This is a genomic window from Leisingera coralii (assembly GCF_049056525.1).
Lineage (GTDB): Bacteria > Pseudomonadota > Alphaproteobacteria > Rhodobacterales > Rhodobacteraceae > Leisingera > Leisingera coralii.
The window spans coordinates 35757-60195 of the sequence record NZ_JBHUPT010000048.1 but is presented as its reverse complement, the minus strand read 5'-3'; the positions used below and the strand labels follow the sequence as shown (position 1 = coordinate 60195).

Genomic DNA, 24439 nt, shown 5'->3' with positions numbered 1-24439 from the left:
GATGACTGACGACGTATGGAAACGGGACGAGATCCAGTCCCCCTGCATCAAGATCTGCGTCGTCCACCCCGAGGCCCGCATCTGCACCGGCTGCTACCGCTCCATCGACGAGATCCGCGACTGGTCGAAAATGACCAACGAGGAACGCGCAGGCATCATGAACGACCTGCCTGCCCGCGCCAGCAAACTGGTCAAGCGCCGCGGCGGCCGCGGCGCGAGGCTCAAGCGCAGTTAACGCGGCGCGCGGTGAGGTAAGCGCCTGTCAATCATGCGGAACAGGTGCTGACCCAATGTTTCGCGCGCGAAACATTCAGGCAGGATTGCTGACCTATCCACTTCGGGTGCGGGAAATCAAAGTGCGCCAGCCTTGTCTCGGTGGAGGGATAAGACAGGTCGAAGCTGCTTCGAACATTTTCTTGCAAGAGATTTAAGCGCCTGTTTCCCTGGCGGACAATCCTCCAAATTCCGGAAGCGATTTGATGAACTTTTTTCAACGCCTGCTAAACATATTCTCGAAATCAGATCCCCTGCCGGCTCAAGCGAGGACAAGCACTCCTCCGGGAGAAACTCTGCTTCAGGGGGTTTACGAACTCTCCTTAGAAAACCCTCGCGCAAAAGAAGCCGCCGAAAACGCCCTGAGCGGTCAAGCTTCCGGCGATGAGGATTTTCATGATCTGATGACTTACTGCCCCAAGGCAGGGGTGATCTGCTACGCCTTGGAAAAATCCGGCCTTCTCGCCAGGGTGGACTGGGCGGAGGAAGCGTCAGAAGTGGTGCAATGGTTCGAAGAAATCTTCGAACGCGCAGGCATCGCGTGGTCGCAAGACGAAAGCAAAGACTTGGTTGAGAAAGCGGACAAGGCAGGGCTGAAACGCGGTGAAGCCGTCGGCTTCGTGTATCTCGCAGCTCAATCTCGGGCGTCACAAGTTGGCTTCGAAATCCTGGATATCAATACCGGGTCAGATCAGCACGCGTTCTTTGCGGTACCGAAGGCAACTGCCGGCAAATGGCGCTTTGTAGACCTTGGCCAAGGAATGCGGATAGAAAACCCGGATTGGCAATTCAAGAAGCTCGCAAACTTCCACGGCTTTGAGCTAACGTATCCCGCTCACCCAAAGAAGTCGCTGAGGCCGTTTCCACTCGACTTCTGATCTCAGGTCAGGAAATGCCGCTTAAGACACGCTGCGTGTCCGGCTGGAGCAAGTCTAGCGTCCATCGAACGCAGATCTGGAAGCTGACACCTACCCTTCCGCCAGCCACCCACTAGTCCAATCCGCCAGCTCCGGGCGGAAATAGGCGATCATGCGGCCCTCTGCCGGCGCGGAAGCCCCCTCAGTCCAGGGCGCAACCCCGTGCAGGCACAGCCGGTGCATCAGATAGGACTCGCCGGGCTTGGCGTGCACCGTGATCCGCGGGCAGGTCTCGAACACCTCGGCGCGGGCTGCCGTGTAGGCGTCGGTCACATCCACATCCGCCCAGTCCGCAGGCGATACCCCCTCGAACGCGGCGGCAAAGGCGCGGCGCATGATGCGGTGGCTGCCCTCCCAGACCGACAGCGGCGCCGCATCCGGGCTGCTTTCATTCAGCGGGATACCCAGCACCCAGGCATGCGGCTCCTCCACCTTCCGGCGGCGGTGCCCGCCGTATATCTTGACCCCGTCCACATGCGCCGCATCGCGATTGACACGGTAGCGGAAGGCGGCCTCGCCCTCGCCCGGGCGCGGCCGCGGATAGCCCGGAAACACTGACGACACCTGCGCCCGGTGCAGGTCCGGAATAGGGCCGAGGTTCTGCGTGATAAACTCAATCGGCGCCCCCGCCAGCGGCGGCCCATCGGGCAACCGGCCCTGCGCATCATTCGGCAAGGCATCCACCCCAATGAACCAGGTGCGCTCGCACTGGAACCACTCGGCGCAGGCCGGATCCTCCAGCGAGGCCACCCCGTGCGGCAGGGCATCAGCCGCCCAGGCCGCGATCTGCGGATCATGGCCGAACCGCACCCAGCCCTTGTCCTGATACTGCGCAAACGGATCTTGCATCTTCATACCCTCAGTAGCCAAAGGCCTTGCGCAACATGTTGAGCGCCACCAGCACCAGGAAGGCCCCGAACACCCGCTTCAAGGGCTTCGGATCCATCGCATGGGCCAGCTTCACCCCCCAGGGCGCGGTGATCAGCGTCATCGCAATCACAATGAAGAACGCCACCAGATTGACCGCCCCGATGGTGAACGGCGGCCGCGCGGAGGGGTCCACCTCCAGCAGCAGGAATCCTGCCACCGAGGGCACCGCGATGATCACGCCGAACCCGGCAGCAGTCGCCACCGCCCGGTGCACCGCCACCCCGTGCAGCGTCATCAGCGGCACCCCGAAACTTCCGCCGCCAATCCCCATCAGCACCGACAGGAAGCCGACCGCAGGCGACAGCACCAGCCGCTTGACGCCCTTGGGCATGGCTTCGGCCAGCCGCCACTCCGACCGGCCCAGCCCCAGGTAGCAGCCAATGACCAGCGCCAGCCCGCCAAAAACCCCCTGCAGCACGGTGGAGCGCAGGGCCGAGGCCGCCAGCACGCCAACCACGGCGCCGAGCGCGATGCCAAGGCCCCAGCCGCGCAGGATCTCCCAATCCACCGCGCCTTTCTTGTTGTGGCTCATGACAGAGCGCACCGAGGTCACGATGATCGTTGCCAGCGAGGTCGCCAGGCAGATCTGCATCAGCTGATCACCGCCATAGCCAAGCGTCTGGAAAGCATAGAAGAAGGCCGGCACCAGCACGATGCCCCCGCCAACTCCCAGGAGGCCGGCCAGAACGCCTGCAAAGGCTCCGATCACCACCAGCAGCGCTGCCATCTGCATCAGCAGGGCAGGCGCCGGCCACAGGGCTGCGGTCAGGGCGGGATCGGTCATGCGGGGCACCTCCGGCTTTGGTTCACCGGCAAAGGGTTAGCGGTGGTTCCCCGCTTGCACAAGGCACTAGCGTGTGAGGCGTACCGTCACGCCGCGGCGCGGTTCTCCACCTGCGCCAGCGCCTCCTGCACCAGCTCCGGCCCGGCCCCGGCCCGGCAGGCGCCCTCGGACAGCATCCGCCGCCACTGCCGCGCCCCCGGCTTGCCCGCAAACAGCCCCAGCATGTGGCGGGTGATCTGGTTCAGCTTGGCGCCTTCGCTGAGCCGCGCCTCGATATAGGGCAGCATCTGCCGCACCGCCTCGCCCGCGTCACTCACCGCGCCGGTGCCGTAAATCTCCGGGTCCGCCGCACAGAGAACATCGGCAGGCTGGTGATAGGCCGCCCGCCCCACCATGACGCCGTCCAGGCCGCGGTCCAGATGCGCCTTGGCCTCACCCAGCGTGGCAATACCGCCATTGATCGAGACATGCAGATCCGGAAACGCCGCCTTCATCCGGTGCACCAGGTCATAATCCAGCGGCGGAATGTCCCGGTTCTCCTTGGGAGACAGCCCCTGCAGCCAGGCCTTGCGCGCGTGGATGGTCACCCGCCGGCAACCCGCGGCCCGGATTTTCTCCAGAAAGTCCGGCAGCACCTCCTCCGGCTCCTGCTCATCGACGCCGATGCGGCATTTGACAGTGACTTCCACGTCCACCGTCTCGCGCATCGCCGCCACGCAGTCCGCGACCAGCTCCGGCGTTTGCATCAGCACCGCTCCAAAGGCGCCGGATTGCACCCGGTCGCTGGGGCAGCCGCAGTTGAGATTGATCTCATCATAGCCCGCTTCACCCCCCAGCCGGGCTGCCTCAGCCAGCTCCCTTGGATCGGAGCCGCCCAGCTGCAGCGCCACCGGGTGCTCTTGCGGATTGAACTCCAGCAAATGCAGCGCCCCGCCGCGCACCAGCGCCGGCGCGGTCACCATCTCGGTATAAAGCAGCGCTTCCCGGCTCAGCAGCCGGTGCAGATAGCGGCAGTGCCGGTCGGTCCAGTCCATCATCGGCGCCACGCTTAACCGCGCGGCTTGGTGCAGGGGGGCAAAATCTCTCATGCCGCGCCATATAGGCCCTGCGCCGCCGCCTGCCAAGCCGATCTGCTTCGGAGCCGCCTTCGCGTGAGCACAGGCAGCCGGGGACAGGCGGCGGGATCAGGCAAAACCGCCGAGGGGCCCCGCCCGCAGGCGGGGATGCGGCTGTTTTGCTTGAGGCCGGCGGCTGGCGCTGGCAGGCAGGGATCATGTGAAGGCGGGTCTGACGCCTGTATCTGCTTTGGTGAGCCCTGAGCGCCCTTTCTCCCCACCCGTCCTCTACCCAGCCAAGGACGGCAGGTACAAGACAATCCCCGGAAAGGCGACCAGCAGCGCAATGGTTACCGCGTCCGCCACGAAGAACGGCATCACGCCGCGGAACACATCCTGCACGCTCAGGTCAGGCCGCACGCCTGCCACGACGAAACAGTTCAACCCGATCGGCGGGGTGATCAGGCAGAACTCGGCCATCTTCACCACCAGGATGCCGAACCAGATCGCGCACATGGTGCCGCTCATGCCAAAGGCGCTGTCGGCCGCGGCCACGCTCTCGCCGCCGTTCAGCGCCATCACCGCCGGGTAAACCACCGGCAGCGTCAGCAGCAGCATTCCGATCGCGTCCATGAACATCCCCAAGACCGCATAGGCCAGCAGGATGCAGATCAGGATCACCATCGGGCTCATCTCCAAGGAGGTGATCCAGTCCGAGAACGCCCCCGGCAGATCCGCAAAGCCGAGGAAACGGACATAGATCAGCACCCCCCAGATGATGGTGAATATCATCACCGTGAGCTTGGCGGTCTCCAGCAGCGCCGATTTCAGCTCGGACCATTTCATGCCTTCCTTCAGCGCGTAAAGGAACACGATGAAGGCGCCGATGGCGCCGCCTTCGGTCGGGGTGCCCCAGGCGTCGCCGCCAAAGGGGTTGTAGACAAAGCAGATGATGATCACGACCACCAGGATGATCGGCAGCGCGCCGGGCAGCGCGGCAAAGCGCTGGCCCCAGGTGAAGCCCTTGACCGGCGGGCCGACGGATTTGAAGACCACCGCAATGCCGACGATCAAGAGGCCATAGATCACCGCCGAAAAGGCCCCGGGGATGAAGCCCGCCAGCAGCAGCTTGCCCACGTCCTGCTCGACGATGATGGCGTAGATCACCAGGATCGCCGAAGGCGGGATCAGCGAGGCAAGCGTGCCGCCCGCCGCCACCACGCCGGCGGCAAAGCGCTTGTTATAGCCGATGTCCAGCATCTCCGGGATGGCGATGCGGGCAAAGACGGCGGAGGTTGCCACGCTTGCGCCCGACACCGCCGCAAATCCCGCGGTGGCGAAGACGGTGGAGACCGCCAGCCCGCCCGGCAGCCAGGCGATCCAGCGCTTGGCGGCAGTGAACAGCGCCCGGGTCAGCCCCGCGTAATAGGCCAGATAGCCGATCAGGATGAAGGTGGGGATCAGGCTCAGCGCCTGGCTGGATACCTTGGAGTGCGGCACCTGCCCCGCAATCTTGACCGAGACGGTCAGCGCCTTGCCGAACCGCGCCGGGTCATAGCCGAACTTGGCCCAGAAGATCCAAATGAGGCCGATGAGCCCTGCAAGGCCGGCTGCAAAGGCCACCCGCATCCCCAGGACCACCATTGCCAGCAGGCCGCCCGTGACCCACAGGCCGATTTCAATGGGTTCCATGCGCCTTACCCCTGCCCGCCAGTAGAATTATCGCCAGTGCTGCTGTCATGGCCCTGCATCTGCTCGGCCTCGGCCGCCGCCTGCTCGGCGGCGCTTTGCACCAGCGGCACCGCCACCGGTGCCTCCAGCCCCAAAACGAATGCGCGGCCATAGCCCCAGATCTGCAGCATCAGCCGCAGCGCCAGCACCGCAAAGGCCACCGGCGCCAGCAGCTTGGCGGGCCAGATCGGCAGGCCGATATCGATGGAGCTGTCGCGGCTCCACATCGGCGCGGCAAAGTCGAAGGAGCGCAGGAAATGCGACCAGCTGCCCCAGACCAGCGCCAGGATCAGCAACAGGATCAGCACCACCGAAACCAGCTCGAACAGCCACAGCGCCCGCCCCCGCAGGGCGCCGATGAAGATGTCCATGCGGATGTGGCCGCCGTCGCGCTGCACATAGGCGATGCCCATGAAGGCGATCAGCGGCATGATCTGCTCGATCCAGTCCACGTACCCCGGCAGCGGCGCGTTCATCGCGTTGCGCCCGCCGACCGAGACCACCGCCAGGATCATCAGCGAAAACACCGCAATCCCGCTCAGCAGCGCCAGCAATCGCTCCGCCTTCAATAACCCGCGGTCCAGCCTGCTGATCAGGCTGCCGTCCTCCAGGACTGCTGCTCCTGCCGCCATGCCCTGCCCCCATCTTTCAGTATCGTCAAAGACAGAAAGGGCCGGAACTGTGCGGTCCGGCCCTTCCGTATCATGTCAGGCTCAGCTGCCCGAGCGGTGGTCGCTGAGGGTCTTCTGCACCAGGTCGTACAGCTCCTGCGCCGGCAGCCCTTGCGCGCTCATGTCCTTGATCCACTGCTCGCGGATCGGATCGGCGGCCACCTTGCGGAACTCGGCCAGCTGCTCATCGGAGATGGTGACCTTCTCGACGCCCTTTTCCTCCAGAACGCTGTCCCATTTGGTCAGCAGCGCGCCGTAGTTGTCGAGGTAATGGGCAATCGCCTCCGCGACCGAGCTGTCCAGCGCCTCACGCTCGGCGTCGCTGAGGGCCTCATAGGCATCGGTGTTGACCACCACCGGGCAGTTCACGGTGCCGGGATTCAGGTTGGCGGTCCACCAGTCGGCCTTGTTGATGGTGCCGAACGCCAGATGCGCGTGCTGGGCAAAGGCAACGGTGTCGACAACGCCGGATTCCATCGCGTTGTAGGCTTCGGTTGCGGTCACCGAGGTCGGCACCGCGCCCACGGCGGAAAACGCCTGGCCGATGCCGCCGGTGGCGCGCACCCGCATGTCCTTGAACTCGCCCAGCTCATCGCGCGGCTCGCCGGTGCCGACGATATTGTACTGCGGCATCGGCGAGGTCATCAGCAGCTTGGCGTTCCAGCGCGCCAGATCCGCTTCCACCGCCGGGTGGGCGTAAACCGCGTGGGACACGGCCACCTCTTCCTCCAGCGTGCTCACACCCAGGAACGGCAGCTCCAGCACGGTGATCGAGGGGTTCTTGTCGCGGTGGTAGCCCGCACAGAACTGCGCCATCTCGAAGGCGCCGATGGAGATGCCGTCGAGGTTCTCCTTGTTCTTGGAAAGGCCGCCATAGCTGATGTTCAGGGTGAACTCGCCGCCGGTTTTCTCGGAGACCAGCTCCGCCAGTTTCTCCACATGCTCGGTAAAGGCGCGGCGCTTGCCCCACAGGGACACGTTCCACTCAGTTGCGGCAGCCTCGCCCGCCATTGCAACGCCAGCAGTCGCCGCCACAGCGGCAGTCAGAAATCTGTTCATGATGTAACTCTCCCGGATTGCGCCCTTTTTGCCTGCTGCCCGTGCAACAGGCGGACGCTTGCCGCACAGGCTAGCGGCAAGGCCGCGCCCTGCCAACCCCCCGGCAGAAACGTTACGCAGCGACTCGCGTTCAGGGCACCGGGTGCCCTCCGCGCGGCCTGCCGCCGGGCGGCCTGGCACAATATGCCGCAGTGCAGCTGCGCCTGTATCCGCTGCCTCAGCTGCCCTTTGGTCAATCAGCGCCGGTTTCACCCCTAAATTGTCCGCAAATCCGTTTACACCTAAGCTGTTGTTTTTCCCGAATGCAGCATCTGCGGCTGTCAAAACATTTACACGTATACGCTCAGAAGGGAAATTCGTTGACAATGAAATGCTTAAAAACCCGCCGCTTATTCACAAATTTTCAGCTTGCGGTATTATCAATGCCCAGGAGGAAACGGTTTGACAGCCACGGCACAGCGTTGTCGTTTGTCTTGCCAATAAAATTCTGGGAGGAAACCGAATGAACGCGCTGCACGCAGACGCTGTCTATCCGCCATCCGACGAAACCGTTGCCCGCGCGCATGTCACTGCCGCGAAATACCAGGAGATGTATGACGCCTCGCTGAACGACCCGGAAGCCTTCTGGGGCGAGCAAGGCAAGCGCATCGACTGGATCAAGCCCTTCACCCAGGTGAAGGACGTGAACTACAATTTCGGCAATGTCTCGATCAACTGGTATGCCGACGGCACCCTGAACGTCTCCGCCAACTGCATCGACCGCCACCTGGACACCCGCGGCGACCAGACCGCGATCATCTGGGAGCCGGACGATCCGAACGAGGACGCGCAGCACATCACCTACAAGGAGCTGCACCGCCGCACCTGCCGGATGGCCAACATCCTGGAGTCGATGGGCGTGCGCAAGGGCGACCGGGTGGTGATCTATCTCCCGATGATCCCCGAAGCGGCCTATGCCATGCTGGCCTGTGCCCGCATCGGCGCCATTCATTCGATCGTGTTTGCCGGTTTCTCCCCCGACGCCCTGGCCGCCCGCATCAACGGCTGCGACGCCAAGGTCATCATCACCGCGGACGAGGCGCCGCGCGGCGGCCGCAAGACCCCGCTGAAGTCGAACGCCGACGCCGCCCTGCTGCACACCAAGGACAGCGTGAAATGCCTGGTGGTCAAGCGCACCGGCGGCCAGACCACCTGGGTCGACGGCCGCGACTACGACTACAACGAGATGGCGCTGGAAGCGGACGACTACTGCAAGCCGGCCGAGATGAACGCCGAGGATCCGCTGTTCATCCTCTACACCTCCGGCTCCACCGGCCAGCCCAAGGGCGTGGTGCACACCTCCGGCGGCTACCTGACCTATGCCGCGATGACCCATGAGATCACCTTTGATTACCATGACGGCGACATCTACTGGTGCACCGCGGACGTGGGCTGGGTGACCGGTCACAGCTATATCGTCTATGGCCCGCTGGCCAATGGCGCCACCACCCTGATGTTCGAGGGCGTGCCGACCTACCCCGATGCCTCCCGCTTCTGGCAGGTCTGCGAAAAGCACAAGGTGAACCAGTTCTACACTGCCCCCACCGCGCTGCGCGCGCTGATGGGCCAGGGCGACAAATGGGTTGAAAGCTGCGATCTGAGCGATCTCAAGGTGCTGGGCACCGTGGGTGAACCGATCAACCCGGAAGCCTGGGAGTGGTATCACAACGTGATTGGCAAAGGCACCGTGCCGATCGTCGACACCTGGTGGCAGACCGAGACCGGCGGCCATCTGATGACCCCGCTGCCGGGCGCGCATACGCTGAAGCCGGGCGCGGCGATGAAGCCGTTCTTCGGCATCCAGCCGGTGGTTCTGGACCCGCAGTCCGGTGTCGAGATCGACGGCAACGGCGTCGAAGGCGTGCTGTGCATCAAGGACAGCTGGCCGGGCCAGATGCGCACCGTCTGGGGCGACCATGAGCGCTTCGAGAAAACCTATTTCTCCGACTACAAAGGCTACTACTTCACCGGTGACGGCTGCCGCCGCGACGAGGACGGCGACTACTGGATCACCGGCCGCGTCGACGACGTGATCAACGTCTCCGGCCACCGCATGGGCACCGCCGAGGTCGAAAGCGCGCTGGTCGCCCACGCCGCAGTGGCCGAGGCCGCCGTGGTCGGCTACCCGCATGAGATCAAGGGCCAGGGCATCTATTGCTACGTGACCCTGATGAACGACCGCGAGCCTTCGGATGAGCTGCTGAAGGAGCTGCGCACCTGGGTCCGCACCGAGATCGGCCCGATTGCCTCCCCGGACGTGATCCAGTGGGCCCCCGGCCTGCCGAAAACCCGCTCCGGCAAGATCATGCGCCGCATCCTGCGCAAGATCGCCGAGAACGACTTCGGCTCCCTGGGCGATACCTCGACCCTCGCCGATCCGTCGGTGGTCGAAGACCTGATTGAAAACCGCGCGAACAAGGGGTGATAGACCGATGAATATGGCAGTTATGACCCGTCCCGCCGTTCTGATCCTGCTGGGGCCTCCGGGCGCCGGCAAGGGCACCCAGGCGCGGATGCTGGAGGAAAAATTCGGCTACGTGCAGCTCTCGACCGGCGACCTGCTGCGCGAGGCGGTTGCCGCGGGCACGCCCGCCGGCCTCGCCGCCAAGGCGGTGATGGAAGCAGGCCAGCTGGTCAGCGACGAGATCGTGATCAACATCCTGCGCGACCGTCTGGCAGAGCCCGATTGCGCCAAGGGCGTGATCCTCGACGGCTTCCCCCGCACCACCGTGCAGGCCGAGGCGCTGGACGTTCTGCTGGCGGAAACCAATCAGAAGATCAACGCGGCGATCAGCCTCGAGGTGGACGACGCCGCGATGGTCGAGCGGATTTCCGGCCGCTACACCTGCGGCGGCTGCGGCGAGGGCTACCACGACAGCTTCAAGCAGCCCGCCGAGGCCGGCAAGTGCGACAAATGCGGCGGCACCGAGATGAAGCGCCGCGCCGATGACAACGCGGAAACCGTTGCCAGCCGGCTGGAGGCCTATCACGCGCAGACCGCGCCGCTGATTGCCTACTACGGCGGCAAGGGCGTGCTGCAGACCACAGATGCCATGGGCGGTATCGACGACATCGCCCAGGACATGGCGGCCATCGTGACCAAGGCCACCAGCTAACGAACAAGAAACGGGGCCTGCCCTGACCCGGCAGGACCCCGTCCCCCGGACATTGGAATACCCATCGGCACCGCCTTGGCGGACCGGAGGAGTCATGCCTGCGCGCCCTGACCCGGAGCCAGGCAAACGGAGAGAGTCTGCCCGGTCCCCCGCGGCGGCTCAGGAGGAAGAAGGAGGAGCCGCCATGGCGGATCAAACCACAAATGCGGCAAAAACCGCCGAAGCCGATAAAGGCTATTGGGCGGCGAACGTGCGCATCATTCTAGTCAGCCTTGTGATCTGGGCTGTTGTTTCATTCGGCTTCGGCATCCTGCTGCGCCCGCTGCTTTCGGGCATCAAGGTCGGCGGCAGCGATCTGGGCTTCTGGTTCGCCCAGCAAGGCTCGATCCTGGTGTTCCTGGGGCTGATCTTTTTCTACGCGTTCCGGATGAACAAGCTGGACCGCGAATACGGCGTGGAGGAAGAATAAGATGGACCAGTTTACCATCAACCTGCTGTTTGTGGGCGCGTCCTTTGCGCTTTACATCGGCATCGCGATCTGGGCCCGCGCGGGCTCCACATCTGAATTCTATGCCGCCGGCCGGGGCGTTCACCCCGTCACCAACGGCATGGCAACCGCAGCCGACTGGATGTCGGCAGCCTCCTTCATCTCGATGGCGGGCCTCATTGCCTTCACCGGCTATGACAACTCCACCTTCCTGATGGGCTGGACCGGCGGCTACGTTCTGCTGGCACTGCTGCTGGCCCCCTACCTGCGCAAGTTCGGCAAGTTCACCGTCTCCGAATTCATCGGCGACCGGTTCTACTCCCCGACCGCGCGCGTGGTGGCGGTGATCTGCCTGATCGTGGCGTCGACCACTTACGTGATCGGCCAGATGACTGGCGTGGGCGTGGCCTTCGGCCGCTTCCTGGAGGTCTCCAACACCGCGGGCCTGCTGATCGGCGCCTGTGTGGTCTTCGCCTACGCCGTGTTCGGCGGCATGAAGGGCGTGACCTACACCCAGGTTGCTCAGTACTGCGTGCTGATCATGGCCTACACCATCCCGGCCATCTTCATCTCGCTGCAGCTGACCGGCAACCCGATCCCGGCCCTGGGCCTGTTCGGCGACCACGCTGCAAGCGGCGAGCCGCTGCTGTCCAAGCTGGACGCCATCGTGACCGAGCTCGGCTTCAACGAGTACACCGCGCATCACGCCGACACCTTCAACATGGTGCTGTTCACCCTGTCGCTGATGATCGGCACCGCGGGCCTGCCCCACGTCATCATGCGCTTCTTCACCGTGCCGAAAGTGGCTGATGCCCGCTGGTCGGCCGGCTGGGCGCTGGTGTTCATTGCGCTGCTGTACCTGACCGCTCCGGCAGTTGGCGCCATGGCCCGCCTGAACATCACCGAGATGATGTGGCCGAACGGCGGCATCGAAGGCGGCGCCGTGACCGTGCAGCAGATCGAAGAAGATCCCAAGTACGACTGGATGGCGACCTGGCAGCAGACCGGCCTTCTGGGCTGGGAAGACAAGAACGGCGACGGTGCGATCCAGTACTACAACGACAAGAACGCCGATCTGCAGGCCGTGGCCGAAGCCAACGGCTGGGCCGGCAATGAGCTGACCAACTTCAACCGCGACATCCTGGTTCTGGCCAATCCTGAGATTGCCAACCTGCCGGGCTGGGTGATCGGCCTGGTGGCGGCTGGCGGCCTGGCGGCTGCACTGTCGACCGCTGCGGGCCTCTTGCTGGCGATCTCCTCGGCTGTGTCGCACGACCTGATCAAGGGCTCGATCAACCCGAACATCTCGGAAAAAGGCGAGCTGCTGTCGGCCCGTATCGCCATGGCCGTGGCCATCGGTGTGGCAACCTACCTGGGTCTGAACCCGCCGGGCTTTGCCGCGCAGACTGTTGCACTGGCCTTCGGCCTGGCCGCAGCCTCGATCTTCCCGGCACTGATGATGGGCATCTTCACCAAGGTGAACAACAAGGGCGCCGTGGCCGGCATGCTGGCAGGCCTGATCGTGACCCTGGTCTACATCTTCCTGCACAAGGGCTGGCTGTTCATCCCGGGCACCAACTCCTTCACCGATGCGGACCCGCTGCTGGGCACCATCAAATCCACCTCCTTCGGTGCGATTGGCGCAATGGTGAACTTCGCGGTGGCCTACTTCGTGTCGAAGTCGAGCGAGGCGATCCCCGCCGAGATCGAAGAGCTGGTGGAAAGCGTCCGCATCCCGCGCGGCGCCGGGGCCGCACAGGACCACTAAACTCCCCTGGGCGGGCTGCTCCCAGCGGCCCGCCTCTTTCCTCATGGTCCCGTCCGGTTCACACTCGGCGGGACCATTTTTTGCTATAACGCCCGGAACAGCGGTCATTAGAAAACACTCAGGATTGCCCCCGGCCCGAGGGTGGGGGCAATTGCCCCCGCCCTGGGGGGCGGGCCGGGGGCAATCCGGGCCTGCGGCCCGGGAAAGACAGTTCGAGAGGACACAAGCAAATGCCCCTATCTGACGCCGCGCTGCTCCGCTTCCTGACCTCGGTCCACCCCTACGACAGCCTGGAACCGGCGCTGCTGCAAGCACTGGCGCCGAAGTTCCGCCTGATCGAGGCCGCCGCAGGCGACCCCGTCTATGCGCTGAACGAGGAGCTGCAGGGGCTCTACCTGGTCCACACCGGCGAGGTGGAAGTGACCGACGAAAACGGCATCCCCGTCTCCATCCTCGGCCCCCGCAATTCCTTTGGCGAGCGCGGGCTGACCCGCGGCGGCCGGGCGGCGACCTCGTCCCAGGCCACCGCTGACACCCTGCTGCTGCTGCTGCCCAAGGCGGACTTCCACGGCCTGATGGCCAGCCAGCCGAAGGTCGCCAAGTTCTTCGACCGCCGCCGCCCCGGCAGCCGGGATGCCGGCGGCCTAGCCACCACCCGCGTTGCAACCATCATGGCGCGCGATCCCGTCACCTGTTCCGGCGGCCTCACCTGCCAGGGCGCGGCGCAGCTGATGCGGGAGCGCCGCATCTCCTCGGTCTGCGTGACCGACGGGGACAGCCTGCAAGGCATCCTCACCACCCGCGACCTGACCGCCAGGATCCTGGCCGAGGGCAAGCCGGTCTCCACCCCGGTCTGCAACGTGATGACCCCGGACCCGCTGACCCTGGCGCCCTCCGCCATCGGCTCCGACGTGCTGCACATGATGATGGAGCACGGCATCGGCCACATCCCGGTGGTGGAGGCCGGGCGGCTGGCCGGCATCGTCACCCAGACCGACCTCACCCGCTTCCAGGCGGTCAGCTCAGGCGAGATGGTCTCCAGCATCGCCCGCGCCGGGTCAGCTGAGGAAATGGCCAAGGTCACCGCCGAAATCCCCCGCCTGCTGGTGCAGCTGGTGGCCGGCGGCAACCGGCACGAGGTGGTCACCCGCCTGATCACCGACATCGCCGACACCGCCACCCGCCGTCTGCTGGCACTGGCGGAAGAAACGCTAGGCCCGCCCCCCGTGCCCTACCTCTGGCTCGCCTGCGGCTCGCAAGGGCGGCGCGAGCAGACCGGCGTCTCCGATCAGGACAACTGCCTGATCCTGTCCGACGATCTGGCCCCCGGCGACGAACCCTATTTCGAGCAGCTCGCCAAGTTCGTCTGCGACGGGCTCAACACCTGCGGCTATGTCTACTGCCCCGGCGACATGATGGCCTCCAATCCCCGCTGGCGGCAGCCGCTGCAGGTCTGGCGCGGCTATTTCCGCGGCTGGATCGCCAAGCCGGACCCGGAGGCGCAGATGCTGGCCTCGGTGATGTTCGACCTGCGCCCCATCGGCGGCGATGCGGCGCTGTTCGCAAACCTGCAGCAGGAAACCCTGAAGGCCGCCAGCGCCAACTCGATCTTCACCGCCCACATGATCGCCAACTCGCTGAAGCACACGCCGCCGCTGGGCCTGTTGCGCGGGCTGGCCACCATCCGCTCGGGCGAGCACCGCAACACGCTGGACATGAAGCACAACGGCGTGGTGCCGGTGGTGGACCTGGGCCGGGTCTATGCGCTGCAAGGCCAGCTGGCCGGGGTCAACACCCGCGCCCGGCTGGAAGCGGCGGAGGCCGCGGGCGTGCTCAGCCCCTCCGGCGCGCGGGACCTTATGGACGCTTACGACCTGATCGCCCAGACCCGGCTGGAGCATCAGGCGGCGCAGATCCGCGGCGGCCAGGCGCCGGACAACTATCTGGCGCCCTCGGATCTGTCGGATTTTGAACGAAGCCATCTGCGCGACGCCTTTGTTGTGGTAAAAACAATGCAATCGGCGGTTGGCCACGGTAAGGGAATGCTGAGCTGACGGCTGCGCTTGCGGAGCGTGCGGGAGCCTGCGGCGCGAGTATTTTGAGAAAGATGAAAAGGCCGGAGGCCTGCAGGGAGAGCGAATGTTTCTGGAACTGATTGCGGTGATTTTTGCGGGCATTGCCGCGGCCGGCGTGGTGATGCTGCTGAACCGGACGCTCAAGGGCCGGCTGCCGCGCTGGATGGCGCCGGTGGCGGCGGGCCTGGCGATGATCGGCGTCACCATCGCCTCGGAATACGGCTGGTACGCGCGCACCAAGGCAGCCCTGCCCGAAGGCCTGGTGGTGGCGGAAACCGTCGAGAACCGCAGCCTCTACCGGCCCTGGACCCAGGTTGTGCCTTATGTGGACCGTTTTGCCGCTGTCGACACCGCCACGATGAAAAGCCACCCGGCGCACCCGCAGGTCTATCTGGCCGACATCTATTTCTTCGGCCGCTGGGCGCCGGTCAGCAAGCAGCCCGCGGTGCTGGATTGCGGCAAATGGCGCCGGGCCCTGGCGGCGGGCACCGCGGCGTTTTCCGGCAGCGGCCTGCCCCAGGGATTGGACTGGGTCGCCGGTGAAGCGGACGACGCCCTCCTGAACGCAGCCTGCGAGGGGTAGCCATGCACACACGGCTTTCGCTGCGGCTCCGCATTTTCCTGTTCTTCTGCCTGCTGGCGCTGGGCGGCATCGCCGTCACCGGCGGCGCGCTGTGGCTCGGCTACAACCGCGCGGCCCAGCCCGGGCTGACTGATGCCTTCATCTTCTCCGGCCTGCTCAGCAGCTTTGCCATGCTCGGGCTCTGCGCCGGGGTCTGGCTGCTGTTCGACGAAAACGTCGCCAAGCCGATCGAGCGGCTGGCGGCGGGGATGCGCGCCCGGGCGCACGCCGGGGTGAACAAGGAGCTGGACACCCATGGCGCCCGCTACCTGGGAGACCTGGCCGCCGCTGCCGAGGGGCTGGCGGGCCAGCTGGGCGCCTCTGCCCTGTCCGCGGCGGAGGCCATCGCCCGCGAGACCGAGCATCTGGAGTCGGAGAAAACCCGCCTCGCCGCCCTGCTCACCGACATTCCGATCGCCACCGTGATGGCCAGCCCCACCCATCAGATCGTCCTATACGATGGCCAAGCCGCCGCGGTGCTGGCCGAGGAGGCGCCGCCGCGGCTCAATGCGCCGCTGTCCGATTACCTGGACCTGACCGGGCTGGAGGCCGCCTATGGCCGGCTGGTGCGCACCGGCCTGGAGGTTGAAGCCGAGGTGAAAAGCGCCAGGGGCAGCCAGGTGTTCGATCTGCGCCTCAAGCCGCTTGGCGGTGCGCCCGGCTATATTATCCTGTTCGAAGGCAGCCATGCGGACCTCGCCCCCGAGGAGGCTCGGCCGCTGGTCTATGACTTTGCCCTGCTCGACACCGAGCACGCGGAACTGGACAGCCGCAAGCTCTCGAAACTCAGCTATGTGGTGTTCGACACCGAAACCACCGGCCTGTTGCCGCACAAGGACGAGATCGTTCAGATCGGCGCCCTGCGGGTGGTGCGCGGGCGGATCATCGAAAGCGAAGCCTTTGAGACCCTGGTGAACCCGGGCTGCCCCATTCCGGCCGCCTCCACCAGGGTGCATGGCATCACCGATGTCATGGTGCGGGGCCGCCCGGGTATCGCGAATGCCGCGCGCGACTTCCACCGCTTTGCCTCCGACGCGGTGATCGTGGCCCATAACGCGCCTTTCGACATGGCCTTCCTGCACCGCCACGCCAAACGCACAGGCGTTACCTGGGACCAGCCGGTCCTGGACACCGTGCTGCTGAGCGCGGTGCTGTTCGGCGCCTCCCAGAACCACACGCTGGATGCGCTGTGCGAGCGGCTGGAGGTGACCATCCCGCCTGCCCTGCGCCACACCGCCATGGGCGACGCGCGCGCCACCGCCGAAGTGTTCTGCAAGATGCTGCCGATGCTGGAGGCCCGCGGTCTCACCACCTTTGGCGCCGTTCTGGAGGAGACCCGCAAGCACGGCCGCCTCATCGAGGACATGAATTAGGGTCAGAACCTAGGGTAGACAATCGGCCCTGTGCGTGGCAGGTCACTGCCCGGAACGAACAAAAGGCGCGCGACATGGCCGACACCAGCTTTATCCCCGGGCCGGACACCGCCCGGGCTTACCGCGATGCGCTTGGCTGCTTCGGCACCGGGGTGACGGTTGTCACCACCCAAACCCCGCGCGGCCCGCTGGCGATCACCGTCAACAGCTTCACCTCCGTCTCACTGGAGCCGCCGCTTCTGCTGTGGTGCCCGGCCAAGGCCTCGCTGCGCCATGACGCCTTTGTCGCGGCAGAGCATTTCGCCATTCACGTGATGGCAGAGGACCAGCTGGGCCTGGCCAAGCATTTTGCGGCCAACGGCGAGGACTTCGCTGCCGCCGCATGGCAGCCCAACGTGCAAGGCGCACCGGCGCTGGAGGGGGTGATTGCCCGTTTCGACTGCCGCCGCTTTGCCGCCCATCCGGCAGGCGACCACACCATCGTCATCGGCGAGGTGGCCAGCGTGACCACCCGGCCCGGCAAGGGGCTGATCTTCAAGCGCGGCCAGTACGGCGGTTTCCTGGAACAAAGCTGAGCGCCGCCTGGCCGGCACCAGGCAGGCTCAGCTACCCCGCGGGCTGACTCGGCGGCACACCGGTGCGCCGCTCCCCCGCGCTGCCGTCCGCCGCCTGATCTTCCTGACCCGACAGCAGATGCGGCAAAACCGCTGACGCGGTCAGATCCATGCCGGGTTCCATGCGCAGCGCCCGCTGCGGGCAGATCGACACGCACAGGCCGCACTGAAAGCACAAGGATTCCACAAAGCTCAGCGCGCCGCCGTTCTCCGTCAGGCTCAGCGCATCCGAGGGGCAGACCCAGACGCAGCTGCTGCAATGGGTACAGCGGCCTTCGTTCAGGCTGACCGAACCGTAGGGGGCCTGCTCCGGCAGCGCGATATTGCCGGACCTGGCCGGCAGCAGCGCCGCGGCACTGGCCCGCGCGGTATCGCTGCGGTTGCCCACCGCCAGCACGTCGGGCGCCACCGAGGGAAACGGAAAGATCCCCGCCTCCAGCCGCCGCGCCAGGGTGCCGGGATCCTCGAACAGCAGGATCCGGCCCAGCCCGCCCAGAACATGCGCCAGTTCCACCTGCTGCTGCTGATGCGCGCGGCCGGCAGAACCGGGACAGGCCTGCAGGTGGATGACGTCAAAGCCGCAGGCCAGCGCATGCAGCAGGTCCGCATGGCCGATTTTCTCCAGGCAGCAGACCAGAACCGGAATCACGTCCGCGGCGCCCTCTGCCTGCTGCTGCGGCTCCGCCGCTGCCAGCGAGGCCGGCTCCGCCTCATACAGGATCAGGACCTGGGCGCGGCCGGTTTCGTGCTTGCGCCGGTGCGCCGCCCCGCACAACGAAATCAGCGGCAGTTCACAGCTCCTGCGGGCCACATCCAGCAGCGCAGACCGCTCGCGCGGGGCATGCCGCGCATTGCATAAGGGGGCATCGGGCCGCCGGCAGAAACAAACATATTGCGGCGGGTTTCCGTCTGGCCTCTGCCCCTGAGGGATATGAGCGTGAACCTCTCCCATGTGGAGAGGTTAACACAAAATTACTCCCTCATAGCGTGTAATTCACCCTCCCGGCGGAATTACCGAAAGTTTTACAAAATTCTTGCAAAGCAAAACGGCCCGCCGGACCAGAAATCCGGCGGGCCTGGGCTTTTCCTGTCAGCCAGGAAAGCGGCTTATTTCAGCGCCGCATCGGTGATCGCATGGGTCCAGGCGCCTTCCGGCTCCTTGGTGATCACCGGATCGGACCCGCCGCCCATCAGCGTCGACACAGTCCGCTCGTAATCCGCCGGATCCAGCGCGCCGTTGCTGCCTGCGGTCAGCTTGGCAATCTCGCCCATCATCCGCTTCTGGTGGGTCTCGGTCTGGGCGCCGGAGGCATCGTTGTCGAGCACGATCTCCGCCGCTTCGTCCGGGTTCTCCTCAGCATATTTCCAGCCCTTCATCGAGGCCCGCACAAAGCGCTCCATCTTGGCGGCGAACTCAGGGTTCCCGAGGTTCTCCTCCAGCACATAAAGACCATCCTCCAGCGTCGCGACGCCCTGATCCTCATACTTGAAGGTGATAAGCTCATCCGGCGACACCCCTGCGTCGATGACCTGCCAGTATTCATTGTAGGTCATGGTCGAGATGCAGTCCGCCTGGCGCTGCAGCAGCGGATCGACGTTGAAGCCCTGCTTCAGCACTTCCACGCCGCTCTCGCCCTTGCCTTCGGTGGAGATGCCCAGCTGGCTCATCCAGCTCATGAAGGGGAACTCATTGCCGAAGAACCACACGCCCAGCGTCCGGTCAGCCAGATCGGCAGGCTCGGCAATGCCGGTGTCCTTCCAGCAGGTCAGCATCATGCCGGAGGATTTGAACGGCTGCGCGATATTGACCAGCGGCAAACCCTTCTCGCGGGCCGCCAGCGCCGCGGGCATCCATTCCACCGTCACATCGGCACCGCCGCCGGCGATCACCTGGGTCGGCGCAATATCCGGGCCGCCCGGCAGGATGGTGACATTCAGGTCCTCTTCCTCATAGAACCCCTTGTCCAGCGCCACGTAGTAGCCCGCGAACTGCGCCTGGGTCACCCATTTCAGCTGCAGCGTCACGTCATCCGCCGCCTGCGCCGCTCCGGTTGCCCCCAGCGCCAAAGCCGCCGCAGTCAGAATATGTTTCATGTCTCGTTCTCCCTATTGATTATGATGTGAAGCTTGCCCGGGTTTGACCATTCGTTCAAAGTTTTTTCTTTATGAGCCCAGCCCTTGCGAGCGCCCCGCGCAAATTTCCGGCAAAGCCGCCCCGCACCTGGCGGGACGGCGTCTTCCTGTCAGCCCCGCTGCGACGGGTGCCAGAAGGTGAAGCTCTTCTCGACCAGCGCCACCAGCCCGTAAAAGGCCGATCCCGCCAGCGCCGCCACCACGATCTCGGCCCAGACCATGTCCAGCGCCAGCTGGCCGACACTGGTGGAAATGCGGAAGCCCATGCCGACGGTGGGCGAGCCAAAGAACTCCGCCACGATCGCGCCGATCAGCGCCAGGGTGGTGGAGATCTTGAGCCCGTTGAACACAAACGGCAGCGCCGCCGGCAAGCGCAGCTTGAAGAAGCTCTGCCAGTAGGTCGCGGCGTAGGTCTGCATCAAATCGCGCTGCATGGCCGAGGTCTCGCGCAGCCCCGCCACGGTGTTCACCAGCATCGGAAAGAACACCATGACCACGACCACGGCGGCCTTGGACTGCCAGTCAAAGCCGAACCACATCACCAGGATCGGCGCGGTGCCGACAATCGGCAGCGCGGCGACGAAGTTCCCCACCGGCAAGAGCCCGCGGCGCAGGAAATCGCTGCGGTCCACCAGGATCGCGGTCAGGAAGGCCGCGCCGCAGCCGATCACATAGCCGCCAAGCGCGCCCTTCAGGATGGTCTGGGCAAAATCCGCCCACAGAATGGGAAGGCTCGCCATGAACCGCTCCGCAATCACCGACGGCGCAGGCAGGATCACCAGCGACACCTCCAGCCCCCGCACCAGCAGCTCCCAGACCAGCAGCACGGTGATGCCGAAGATGGCCGGCACCAGCAGCTGCACCGCCCGGGTTTTCGACGCCGGGCTGTTCGCCAGCCGGCTGTTCAGCCACCACCCCAGACACCAGACAAGAACGGCAAGGACTACCATCACCATGACTTGATCCCCTTGTTCTTCTGGCCAAAAATATCCCGGGTGAGCCGCACAGCGGCGAGGGCAGAGCCCTCCCTCCAAACATCCATCATGCCCGCACCCCCATCCGGCTCAAGACAACCTTCTCGATCAGGCCCAGCAAGGCCACCAGCGCCGCCGCCAGGATCGCGGCCGCAAACAGCGCCGACCAGATCTGCACGGTCTGCCCGTAATAGCTGCCTGCCAGCAATCGCGCGCCAAGGCCCGCAACCGCGCCGGTCGGCAGCTCGCCCACGATGGCCCCCACCAGGGACGCCGCAATGCCGATCTTCAGCGAGGCAAACAGGTAAGGCATCGAGGACGGCAGCCGCAGCTTCCAGAACCCTTGCGAGGTATTGGCATTGTAGGTCTTCAACAGATCCAGCTGCATCGCATCCGGCGCGCGCAGGCCCTTCACCATGCCGACAACCACCGGGAAGAAGCTGAGATAGGCCGAGATCACCGCCTTCGGGATAATCCCCTGCACCCCGATGGAATAGAGCACCACGATGATCATCGGCGCCAGCGCGATGATCGGGATGGTCTGGCTGACAATCGCCCAGGGCATCACCGACATATCCATCACCCGGCTGTGCACGATACCCACTGCCAGCAGAATGCCCAGCCCGGTGCCAATGGCAAAGCCCAGTAAAGTGGCGCTCAGCGTCACCTGCCCATGATAGATCAGGCTGCGCTTGGAGGTGATCTTCTTCTCCACCGTGGTCTCCCACAGCTCCACCGCCACCTGATGCGGTGCCGGCAGCCGCGGGCGCTCCTGCACCCAGGTGTCATTGACGGCAAATGTGTTCTTCGCAACCAAGACGATCTCGCTCATGTCCCGGCGCTCTTTGGCAGTCGCGGGAGTGACTTCAGCCCCTGCCCGCTCGGCGGAATCCAATACCCCCTTGATGTTCATCGGCACGCAGGCCGCATACCAAAGGGCGATGATCGCGGCGACAACGGTGAGGACAGCAACAAGGCTTTTCATCGCTGCGCCTCCTTCCGCCCAGCAACAAACTTGAAAGCCGCAATTATCAGATGAACAACTCCAAGACCGATTTGCAAAAGCGCGTGCGTCTTGTTCCCGACAAAAACAGTCGCCACTCCCAGCGCAATCCACACGGCGCCCATTATGGAGTTGAATTTCACCCCAGTTCTCTTTCCGGACAGCCTCCGCACCGTCGCCGATCCCGCCAAACTCTGAGGATCACTCCCCGGCGCCTTTTGATTTTTCTCATCCATCTGTAACTGGCTCCCCTATCCGGCAGCCGATCGGTGCACAGGGGGTGTACAGGGGGTGCACGCAGGTCACCCCCCAATTCCGGCGGGTCGTTCTGGCGAATTCAGTCATCGCCATGCCCCGCCCGCAGACCCTCGCGCACCCGGTGGGCGATCTCGATGAACTCCGGGCTGTCGCGGATATCCAGCGGCCGTTCCTTGGGCAGCGTGCTGTCGATCACGTCATGGATCCGGCCGGGCCGCGGCGACATCACCACGATCTTGGTGGACAGATACACTGCCTCCGGAATCGAGTGGGTAACAAAGCCGATGGTCTTGTTGGTCCGCGCCCACAGCTTCAGCAGCTGCTCGTTCAGATGGTCACGCACGATCTCGTCCAGCGCGCCGAAGGGTTCGTCCATCAGCAGGATATCGGCATCAAACGCCAGCGCCCGAGCAATGGAGGCCCGTTGCTGCATCCCGCCCGACAGCTGCCAGGGGAATTTGCCGCCAAAGCCTGACAATTCAACAAGTTCCAATACTTGGTTAACGCGCTTTTCCTGCTCCGACTTGGAATATCCCATGATCTCCAGCGGCAGCTTGATGTTCTTGGAGATGGTCCGCCACGGGTACAGCCCCGCCGCCTGAAACACATAGCCATAGGCCCGGTTGCGCCGCGCCTCGTCCGGGGTCATGCCGTTCACGCTCAGGCTGCCGCCGGTGGGTGTTTCCAGCGCTGCGATACAGCGCAGAAAGGTGGTCTTGCCGCAGCCCGAAGGCCCGATGAAGGAGACAAAGTCGCCCTTGTTGATCTCCAGGCTCACATCCTTCAGCGCATGCACCGGCCCGTCGTTGGTCTGGAATGTCAGGTCCAGGTTCCTGGCCTCGATCACGCAGTCAGCAGGGGCTGGTGCGGACGCGGCGGCCTCGGGACGGATTGCCTGGGTGGTCGGTTCCATATTCATATCTTCGCCTTGATTTCACACAGGAAAACGGGCCGCCGATACCGGCAGCCCGCTCCTGATTTACACGCCTGTTGCCGGGATGCCGGTGCGCTCCACCGGGCGCGGCGCCGTCAGCTCTTTCCAGGTCGACAGCGCCTTGTTCACCGTGGTGTTGGCCTCCCGGGCGACGAACTTGCCGTGGCCCTCCTGGCACTTGATCTCGCCATCGTGCACCGCCACATGGCCGCGGGTCAGGGTAAAGCGCGGCAGGCCCTTCACCTCATGCCCCTCGAACACGTTGTAGTCGATCGAGGACTGCTGGGTATCCGCCGAAATCGTCTTGCGCTTCTCCGGGTCCCAGACCACCAGGTCGGCGTCGGCGCCAACCAGGAGTGCGCCCTTTTTCGGGTAACAATTCAGGATCTTGGCGATGTTTGTTGACGTAACCGCAACAAACTCGTTCGGGGTCAGGCGGCCGGTTTCGACACCGTGGGTCCACAGCATCGGCATCCGGTCTTCCAGGCCGCCAGTGCCGTTCGGGATCTTGGTGAAATCCCCAACACCCGTGCGTTTCTGCTCAGTGGTAAAGGCACAGTGGTCCGTCGCCACGACGGACAAGGAGCCCGACTGCAGACCGGCCCACAGGCTGTCCTGATGCTGCTTGTTGCGGAACGGCGGCGACATCACCCGGCGGGCGGCGTGGTCCCAGTCCTTGTTGAAATACTCGCTCTCATCCAGAGTCAGATGCTGGATCAGCGGCTCGCCCCAGACCCGCTTGCCCTGCATCCGGGCGCGGCGGATGGCCTCGTGGCTGTCCTCGCAGGAGGTATGCACCACATACAGCGGCACACCCGCCATATCGGCGATCATGATCGCGCGGTTGGTCGCCTCGCCCTCCACCTGCGGCGGCCGGGAATAGGCGTGGGCTTCGGGGCCGGTGTTGCCCTCAGCCAGCAGCTTAGCCTGCAGCTCCGCCACCACATCGCCATTCTCGGCATGGACCAGCGCGATGCCGCCCAGTTCCGAAAGGCGCTTGAACGACGCATAAAGCTCGTCATCATTCACCATCAGCGCGCCCTTGTAGGCCATGAAGTGCTTGAAGGTGTTGATGCCGCGCTCCTGGATAACGGTCTTGATGTCATCAAACACCTGCTCGCCCCACCAGGTCACCGCCATGTGGAAGGAGTAATCGCAGTTGGCGCGGGTCGATTTGTTGTCCCAGCGCTTCAGCGCGTCCAGCAGGCTCTCGCCCGGATTGGGCAGCGCGAAATCCACCACCATGGTGGTGCCGCCCGCCAGCCCGGCGCGGGTGCCGCTTTCGAAATCGTCCGAGCTGTAGGTGCCCATGAAGGGCATCTCCAGGTGGGTATGCGGGTCGATCCCGCCCGGCATCACGTAACAGCCGGTGGCGTCCAGCTCCTTGTCGCCTTTCAGGTTCGGGCCGATCTGGGTGATCACCCCGTTTTCGATCAGCACATCAGCTTTGTAGGTCAGATCGGCGGTCACGATGGTGCCGTTTCTGATGACTTTACTCATGGTTATAACTCCCTGAATCGGGGCGCATTTTGGCGCCTCCACTTATCTCTTCCGCTGTCTGGCGCAGCTTATTTCATCTTTCCCGAAGTACTCCGGGGGAGCGGCCCGAGGGGCCGCGGGGGC

At 64.8% G+C, this 24439-nt stretch carries 23 protein-coding genes; 10 read left to right on the top strand and 13 right to left on the bottom strand.

The genetic code is table 11. From position 1 onward, the window contains the following. The first annotated feature begins 1 nt into the window (after position 1). Positions 2-235: a DUF1289 domain-containing protein gene (locus tag ACFMBG_RS15830; protein ID WP_039169861.1), complete on the top strand. Its 234-nt coding sequence runs from the start codon at positions 2-4 to the stop codon at positions 233-235. 244 nt (positions 236-479) lie between these two features. Further along, positions 480-1151, top strand: a complete 672-nt coding sequence (locus tag ACFMBG_RS15825) for a DUF6630 family protein (protein ID WP_421055661.1) — start codon at positions 480-482, stop codon at positions 1149-1151. Between the two features lie 90 nt (positions 1152-1241). On the opposite strand, the gene ACFMBG_RS15820 is transcribed toward ACFMBG_RS15825, so the two are convergent. The 6 genes from ACFMBG_RS15820 to ACFMBG_RS15795 form a co-directional block, all read right to left on the bottom strand. Continuing rightward, positions 1242-2039 carry a phytanoyl-CoA dioxygenase family protein gene (locus tag ACFMBG_RS15820; protein WP_421055713.1) on the bottom strand — a complete coding sequence of 266 codons (798 nt, stop codon included), beginning with the start codon at positions 2037-2039 and terminating at the stop codon, positions 1242-1244. 10 nt (positions 2040-2049) lie between these two features. After that, the gene (locus tag ACFMBG_RS15815; RefSeq protein WP_421055660.1) at positions 2050-2904 is read right to left on the bottom strand and encodes a sulfite exporter TauE/SafE family protein; all 855 of its coding nucleotides are present in this window, start codon (positions 2902-2904) and stop codon (positions 2050-2052) included. Between the two features lie 86 nt (positions 2905-2990). Next, positions 2991-3992 carry a tRNA dihydrouridine(20/20a) synthase DusA gene (dusA, locus tag ACFMBG_RS15810; protein ID WP_421055659.1) on the bottom strand — a complete coding sequence of 334 codons (1002 nt, stop codon included), beginning with the start codon at positions 3990-3992 and terminating at the stop codon, positions 2991-2993. A gap of 255 nt (positions 3993-4247) precedes the next feature. Further along, positions 4248-5651, bottom strand: a complete 1404-nt coding sequence (locus tag ACFMBG_RS15805; protein ID WP_421055658.1) for a TRAP transporter large permease — start codon at positions 5649-5651, stop codon at positions 4248-4250. A 5-nt stretch (positions 5652-5656) separates the two neighbouring features. Beyond that, positions 5657-6322, bottom strand: coding sequence for a TRAP transporter small permease subunit (locus tag ACFMBG_RS15800; protein WP_421055657.1), 666 nt, complete (start codon positions 6320-6322; stop codon positions 5657-5659). An 81-nt stretch (positions 6323-6403) separates the two neighbouring features. Then, positions 6404-7420 carry a C4-dicarboxylate TRAP transporter substrate-binding protein gene (locus tag ACFMBG_RS15795; protein ID WP_421055656.1) on the bottom strand — a complete coding sequence of 339 codons (1017 nt, stop codon included), beginning with the start codon at positions 7418-7420 and terminating at the stop codon, positions 6404-6406. Positions 7421-7922: 502 nt separating this feature from the next. Between ACFMBG_RS15795 and acs the strand changes: the two genes are divergently transcribed. The 8 genes from acs to ACFMBG_RS15755 all read left to right on the top strand — a co-directional run bounded on the left by acs (position 7923) and on the right by ACFMBG_RS15755 (position 17475). Beyond that, the gene (gene acs, locus ACFMBG_RS15790; RefSeq protein WP_421055655.1) at positions 7923-9884 is read left to right on the top strand and encodes an acetate--CoA ligase; all 1962 of its coding nucleotides are present in this window, start codon (positions 7923-7925) and stop codon (positions 9882-9884) included. Between the two features lie 7 nt (positions 9885-9891). Next, positions 9892-10575, top strand: a complete 684-nt coding sequence (locus ACFMBG_RS15785; RefSeq protein ID WP_421055654.1) for an adenylate kinase — start codon at positions 9892-9894, stop codon at positions 10573-10575. 184 nt (positions 10576-10759) lie between these two features. Further along, entirely contained in the window at positions 10760-11044 is a 285-nt protein-coding gene (locus ACFMBG_RS15780) for a DUF4212 domain-containing protein (protein ID WP_058287156.1), read from the top strand. A gap of 1 nt (position 11045) precedes the next feature. Further along, the gene (locus ACFMBG_RS15775; RefSeq protein ID WP_421055653.1) at positions 11046-12830 is read left to right on the top strand and encodes a sodium:solute symporter family protein; all 1785 of its coding nucleotides are present in this window, start codon (positions 11046-11048) and stop codon (positions 12828-12830) included. Between the two features lie 230 nt (positions 12831-13060). Continuing rightward, entirely contained in the window at positions 13061-14884 is a 1824-nt protein-coding gene (locus ACFMBG_RS15770; RefSeq protein WP_421055652.1) for a DUF294 nucleotidyltransferase-like domain-containing protein, read from the top strand. Positions 14885-14969: 85 nt separating this feature from the next. Next, on the top strand, positions 14970-15488 hold the full coding sequence (locus ACFMBG_RS15765; protein ID WP_421055651.1) for an RNA-dependent RNA polymerase family protein: 519 nt from the start codon (positions 14970-14972) through the stop codon (positions 15486-15488). A gap of 2 nt (positions 15489-15490) precedes the next feature. Continuing rightward, complete coding sequence (locus ACFMBG_RS15760) at positions 15491-16900, top strand: 3'-5' exonuclease (protein WP_421055650.1); 1410 nt, start codon at positions 15491-15493, stop codon at positions 16898-16900. Between the two features lie 74 nt (positions 16901-16974). Beyond that, positions 16975-17475 (top strand): flavin reductase family protein, encoded by a 501-nt coding sequence (locus ACFMBG_RS15755; RefSeq protein ID WP_421055649.1) that lies wholly within the window; start codon positions 16975-16977, stop codon positions 17473-17475. Positions 17476-17506: 31 nt separating this feature from the next. Here ACFMBG_RS15755 and ACFMBG_RS15750 read toward each other — a convergent pair whose 3' ends face one another. The 7 genes from ACFMBG_RS15750 to hydA all read right to left on the bottom strand — a co-directional run bounded on the left by ACFMBG_RS15750 (position 17507) and on the right by hydA (position 24316). Continuing rightward, positions 17507-18325 (bottom strand): ATP-binding protein, encoded by an 819-nt coding sequence (locus ACFMBG_RS15750; protein ID WP_421055648.1) that lies wholly within the window; start codon positions 18323-18325, stop codon positions 17507-17509. A 296-nt stretch (positions 18326-18621) separates the two neighbouring features. Next, positions 18622-19608: an ABC transporter substrate-binding protein gene (locus tag ACFMBG_RS15745; protein WP_421055647.1), complete on the bottom strand. Its 987-nt coding sequence runs from the start codon at positions 19606-19608 to the stop codon at positions 18622-18624. A 149-nt stretch (positions 19609-19757) separates the two neighbouring features. Beyond that, entirely contained in the window at positions 19758-20603 is an 846-nt protein-coding gene (locus ACFMBG_RS15740; RefSeq protein ID WP_421055646.1) for an ABC transporter permease, read from the bottom strand. An 85-nt stretch (positions 20604-20688) separates the two neighbouring features. Further along, entirely contained in the window at positions 20689-21606 is a 918-nt protein-coding gene (locus tag ACFMBG_RS15735) for an ABC transporter permease (protein ID WP_421055645.1), read from the bottom strand. Next, the gene (locus ACFMBG_RS15730) at positions 21603-21860 is read right to left on the bottom strand and encodes a hypothetical protein (RefSeq protein ID WP_421055644.1); all 258 of its coding nucleotides are present in this window, start codon (positions 21858-21860) and stop codon (positions 21603-21605) included. The genes ACFMBG_RS15735 and ACFMBG_RS15730 overlap by 4 nt, the downstream gene beginning before the upstream one ends. 101 nt (positions 21861-21961) lie before the next feature. Then, positions 21962-22801 (bottom strand): ABC transporter ATP-binding protein, encoded by an 840-nt coding sequence (locus tag ACFMBG_RS15725; protein WP_421055643.1) that lies wholly within the window; start codon positions 22799-22801, stop codon positions 21962-21964. Positions 22802-22861: 60 nt separating this feature from the next. After that, on the bottom strand, positions 22862-24316 hold the full coding sequence (gene hydA, locus ACFMBG_RS15720) for a dihydropyrimidinase (RefSeq protein ID WP_421055642.1): 1455 nt from the start codon (positions 24314-24316) through the stop codon (positions 22862-22864). Positions 24317-24439: the final 123 nt, after the last annotated feature.

What these genes read in the sequence shown, in the direction of transcription:
- ACFMBG_RS15765 (WP_421055651.1), top strand. Translation starts at nt 14,970, where the DNA reads ATGTTTCTGGAACTGATTGCGGTGATTTTTGCGGGCATTGCCGCGGCC.
- ACFMBG_RS15795 (WP_421055656.1), bottom strand. Translation starts at nt 7,420, where the DNA reads ATGAACAGATTTCTGACTGCCGCTGTGGCGGCGACTGCTGGCGTTGCA.
- ACFMBG_RS15800 (WP_421055657.1), bottom strand. Translation starts at nt 6,322, where the DNA reads ATGGCGGCAGGAGCAGCAGTCCTGGAGGACGGCAGCCTGATCAGCAGG.
- hydA (WP_421055642.1), bottom strand. Translation starts at nt 24,316, where the DNA reads ATGAGTAAAGTCATCAGAAACGGCACCATCGTGACCGCCGATCTGACC.
- ACFMBG_RS15740 (WP_421055646.1), bottom strand. Translation starts at nt 20,603, where the DNA reads ATGGTGATGGTAGTCCTTGCCGTTCTTGTCTGGTGTCTGGGGTGGTGG.
- ACFMBG_RS15730 (WP_421055644.1), bottom strand. Translation starts at nt 21,860, where the DNA reads ATGGATGAGAAAAATCAAAAGGCGCCGGGGAGTGATCCTCAGAGTTTG.
- ACFMBG_RS15820 (WP_421055713.1), bottom strand. Translation starts at nt 2,039, where the DNA reads ATGCAAGATCCGTTTGCGCAGTATCAGGACAAGGGCTGGGTGCGGTTC.
- ACFMBG_RS15760 (WP_421055650.1), top strand. Translation starts at nt 15,491, where the DNA reads ATGCACACACGGCTTTCGCTGCGGCTCCGCATTTTCCTGTTCTTCTGC.
- ACFMBG_RS15755 (WP_421055649.1), top strand. Translation starts at nt 16,975, where the DNA reads ATGGCCGACACCAGCTTTATCCCCGGGCCGGACACCGCCCGGGCTTAC.
- acs (WP_421055655.1), top strand. Translation starts at nt 7,923, where the DNA reads ATGAACGCGCTGCACGCAGACGCTGTCTATCCGCCATCCGACGAAACC.
- ACFMBG_RS15770 (WP_421055652.1), top strand. Translation starts at nt 13,061, where the DNA reads ATGCCCCTATCTGACGCCGCGCTGCTCCGCTTCCTGACCTCGGTCCAC.
- ACFMBG_RS15805 (WP_421055658.1), bottom strand. Translation starts at nt 5,651, where the DNA reads ATGGAACCCATTGAAATCGGCCTGTGGGTCACGGGCGGCCTGCTGGCA.
- ACFMBG_RS15775 (WP_421055653.1), top strand. Translation starts at nt 11,046, where the DNA reads ATGGACCAGTTTACCATCAACCTGCTGTTTGTGGGCGCGTCCTTTGCG.
- ACFMBG_RS15725 (WP_421055643.1), bottom strand. Translation starts at nt 22,801, where the DNA reads ATGAATATGGAACCGACCACCCAGGCAATCCGTCCCGAGGCCGCCGCG.
- ACFMBG_RS15830 (WP_039169861.1), top strand. Translation starts at nt 2, where the DNA reads ATGACTGACGACGTATGGAAACGGGACGAGATCCAGTCCCCCTGCATC.
- ACFMBG_RS15825 (WP_421055661.1), top strand. Translation starts at nt 480, where the DNA reads ATGAACTTTTTTCAACGCCTGCTAAACATATTCTCGAAATCAGATCCC.
- ACFMBG_RS15735 (WP_421055645.1), bottom strand. Translation starts at nt 21,606, where the DNA reads ATGAAAAGCCTTGTTGCTGTCCTCACCGTTGTCGCCGCGATCATCGCC.
- ACFMBG_RS15780 (WP_058287156.1), top strand. Translation starts at nt 10,760, where the DNA reads ATGGCGGATCAAACCACAAATGCGGCAAAAACCGCCGAAGCCGATAAA.
- dusA (WP_421055659.1), bottom strand. Translation starts at nt 3,992, where the DNA reads ATGAGAGATTTTGCCCCCCTGCACCAAGCCGCGCGGTTAAGCGTGGCG.
- ACFMBG_RS15785 (WP_421055654.1), top strand. Translation starts at nt 9,892, where the DNA reads ATGAATATGGCAGTTATGACCCGTCCCGCCGTTCTGATCCTGCTGGGG.
- ACFMBG_RS15745 (WP_421055647.1), bottom strand. Translation starts at nt 19,608, where the DNA reads ATGAAACATATTCTGACTGCGGCGGCTTTGGCGCTGGGGGCAACCGGA.
- ACFMBG_RS15815 (WP_421055660.1), bottom strand. Translation starts at nt 2,904, where the DNA reads ATGACCGATCCCGCCCTGACCGCAGCCCTGTGGCCGGCGCCTGCCCTG.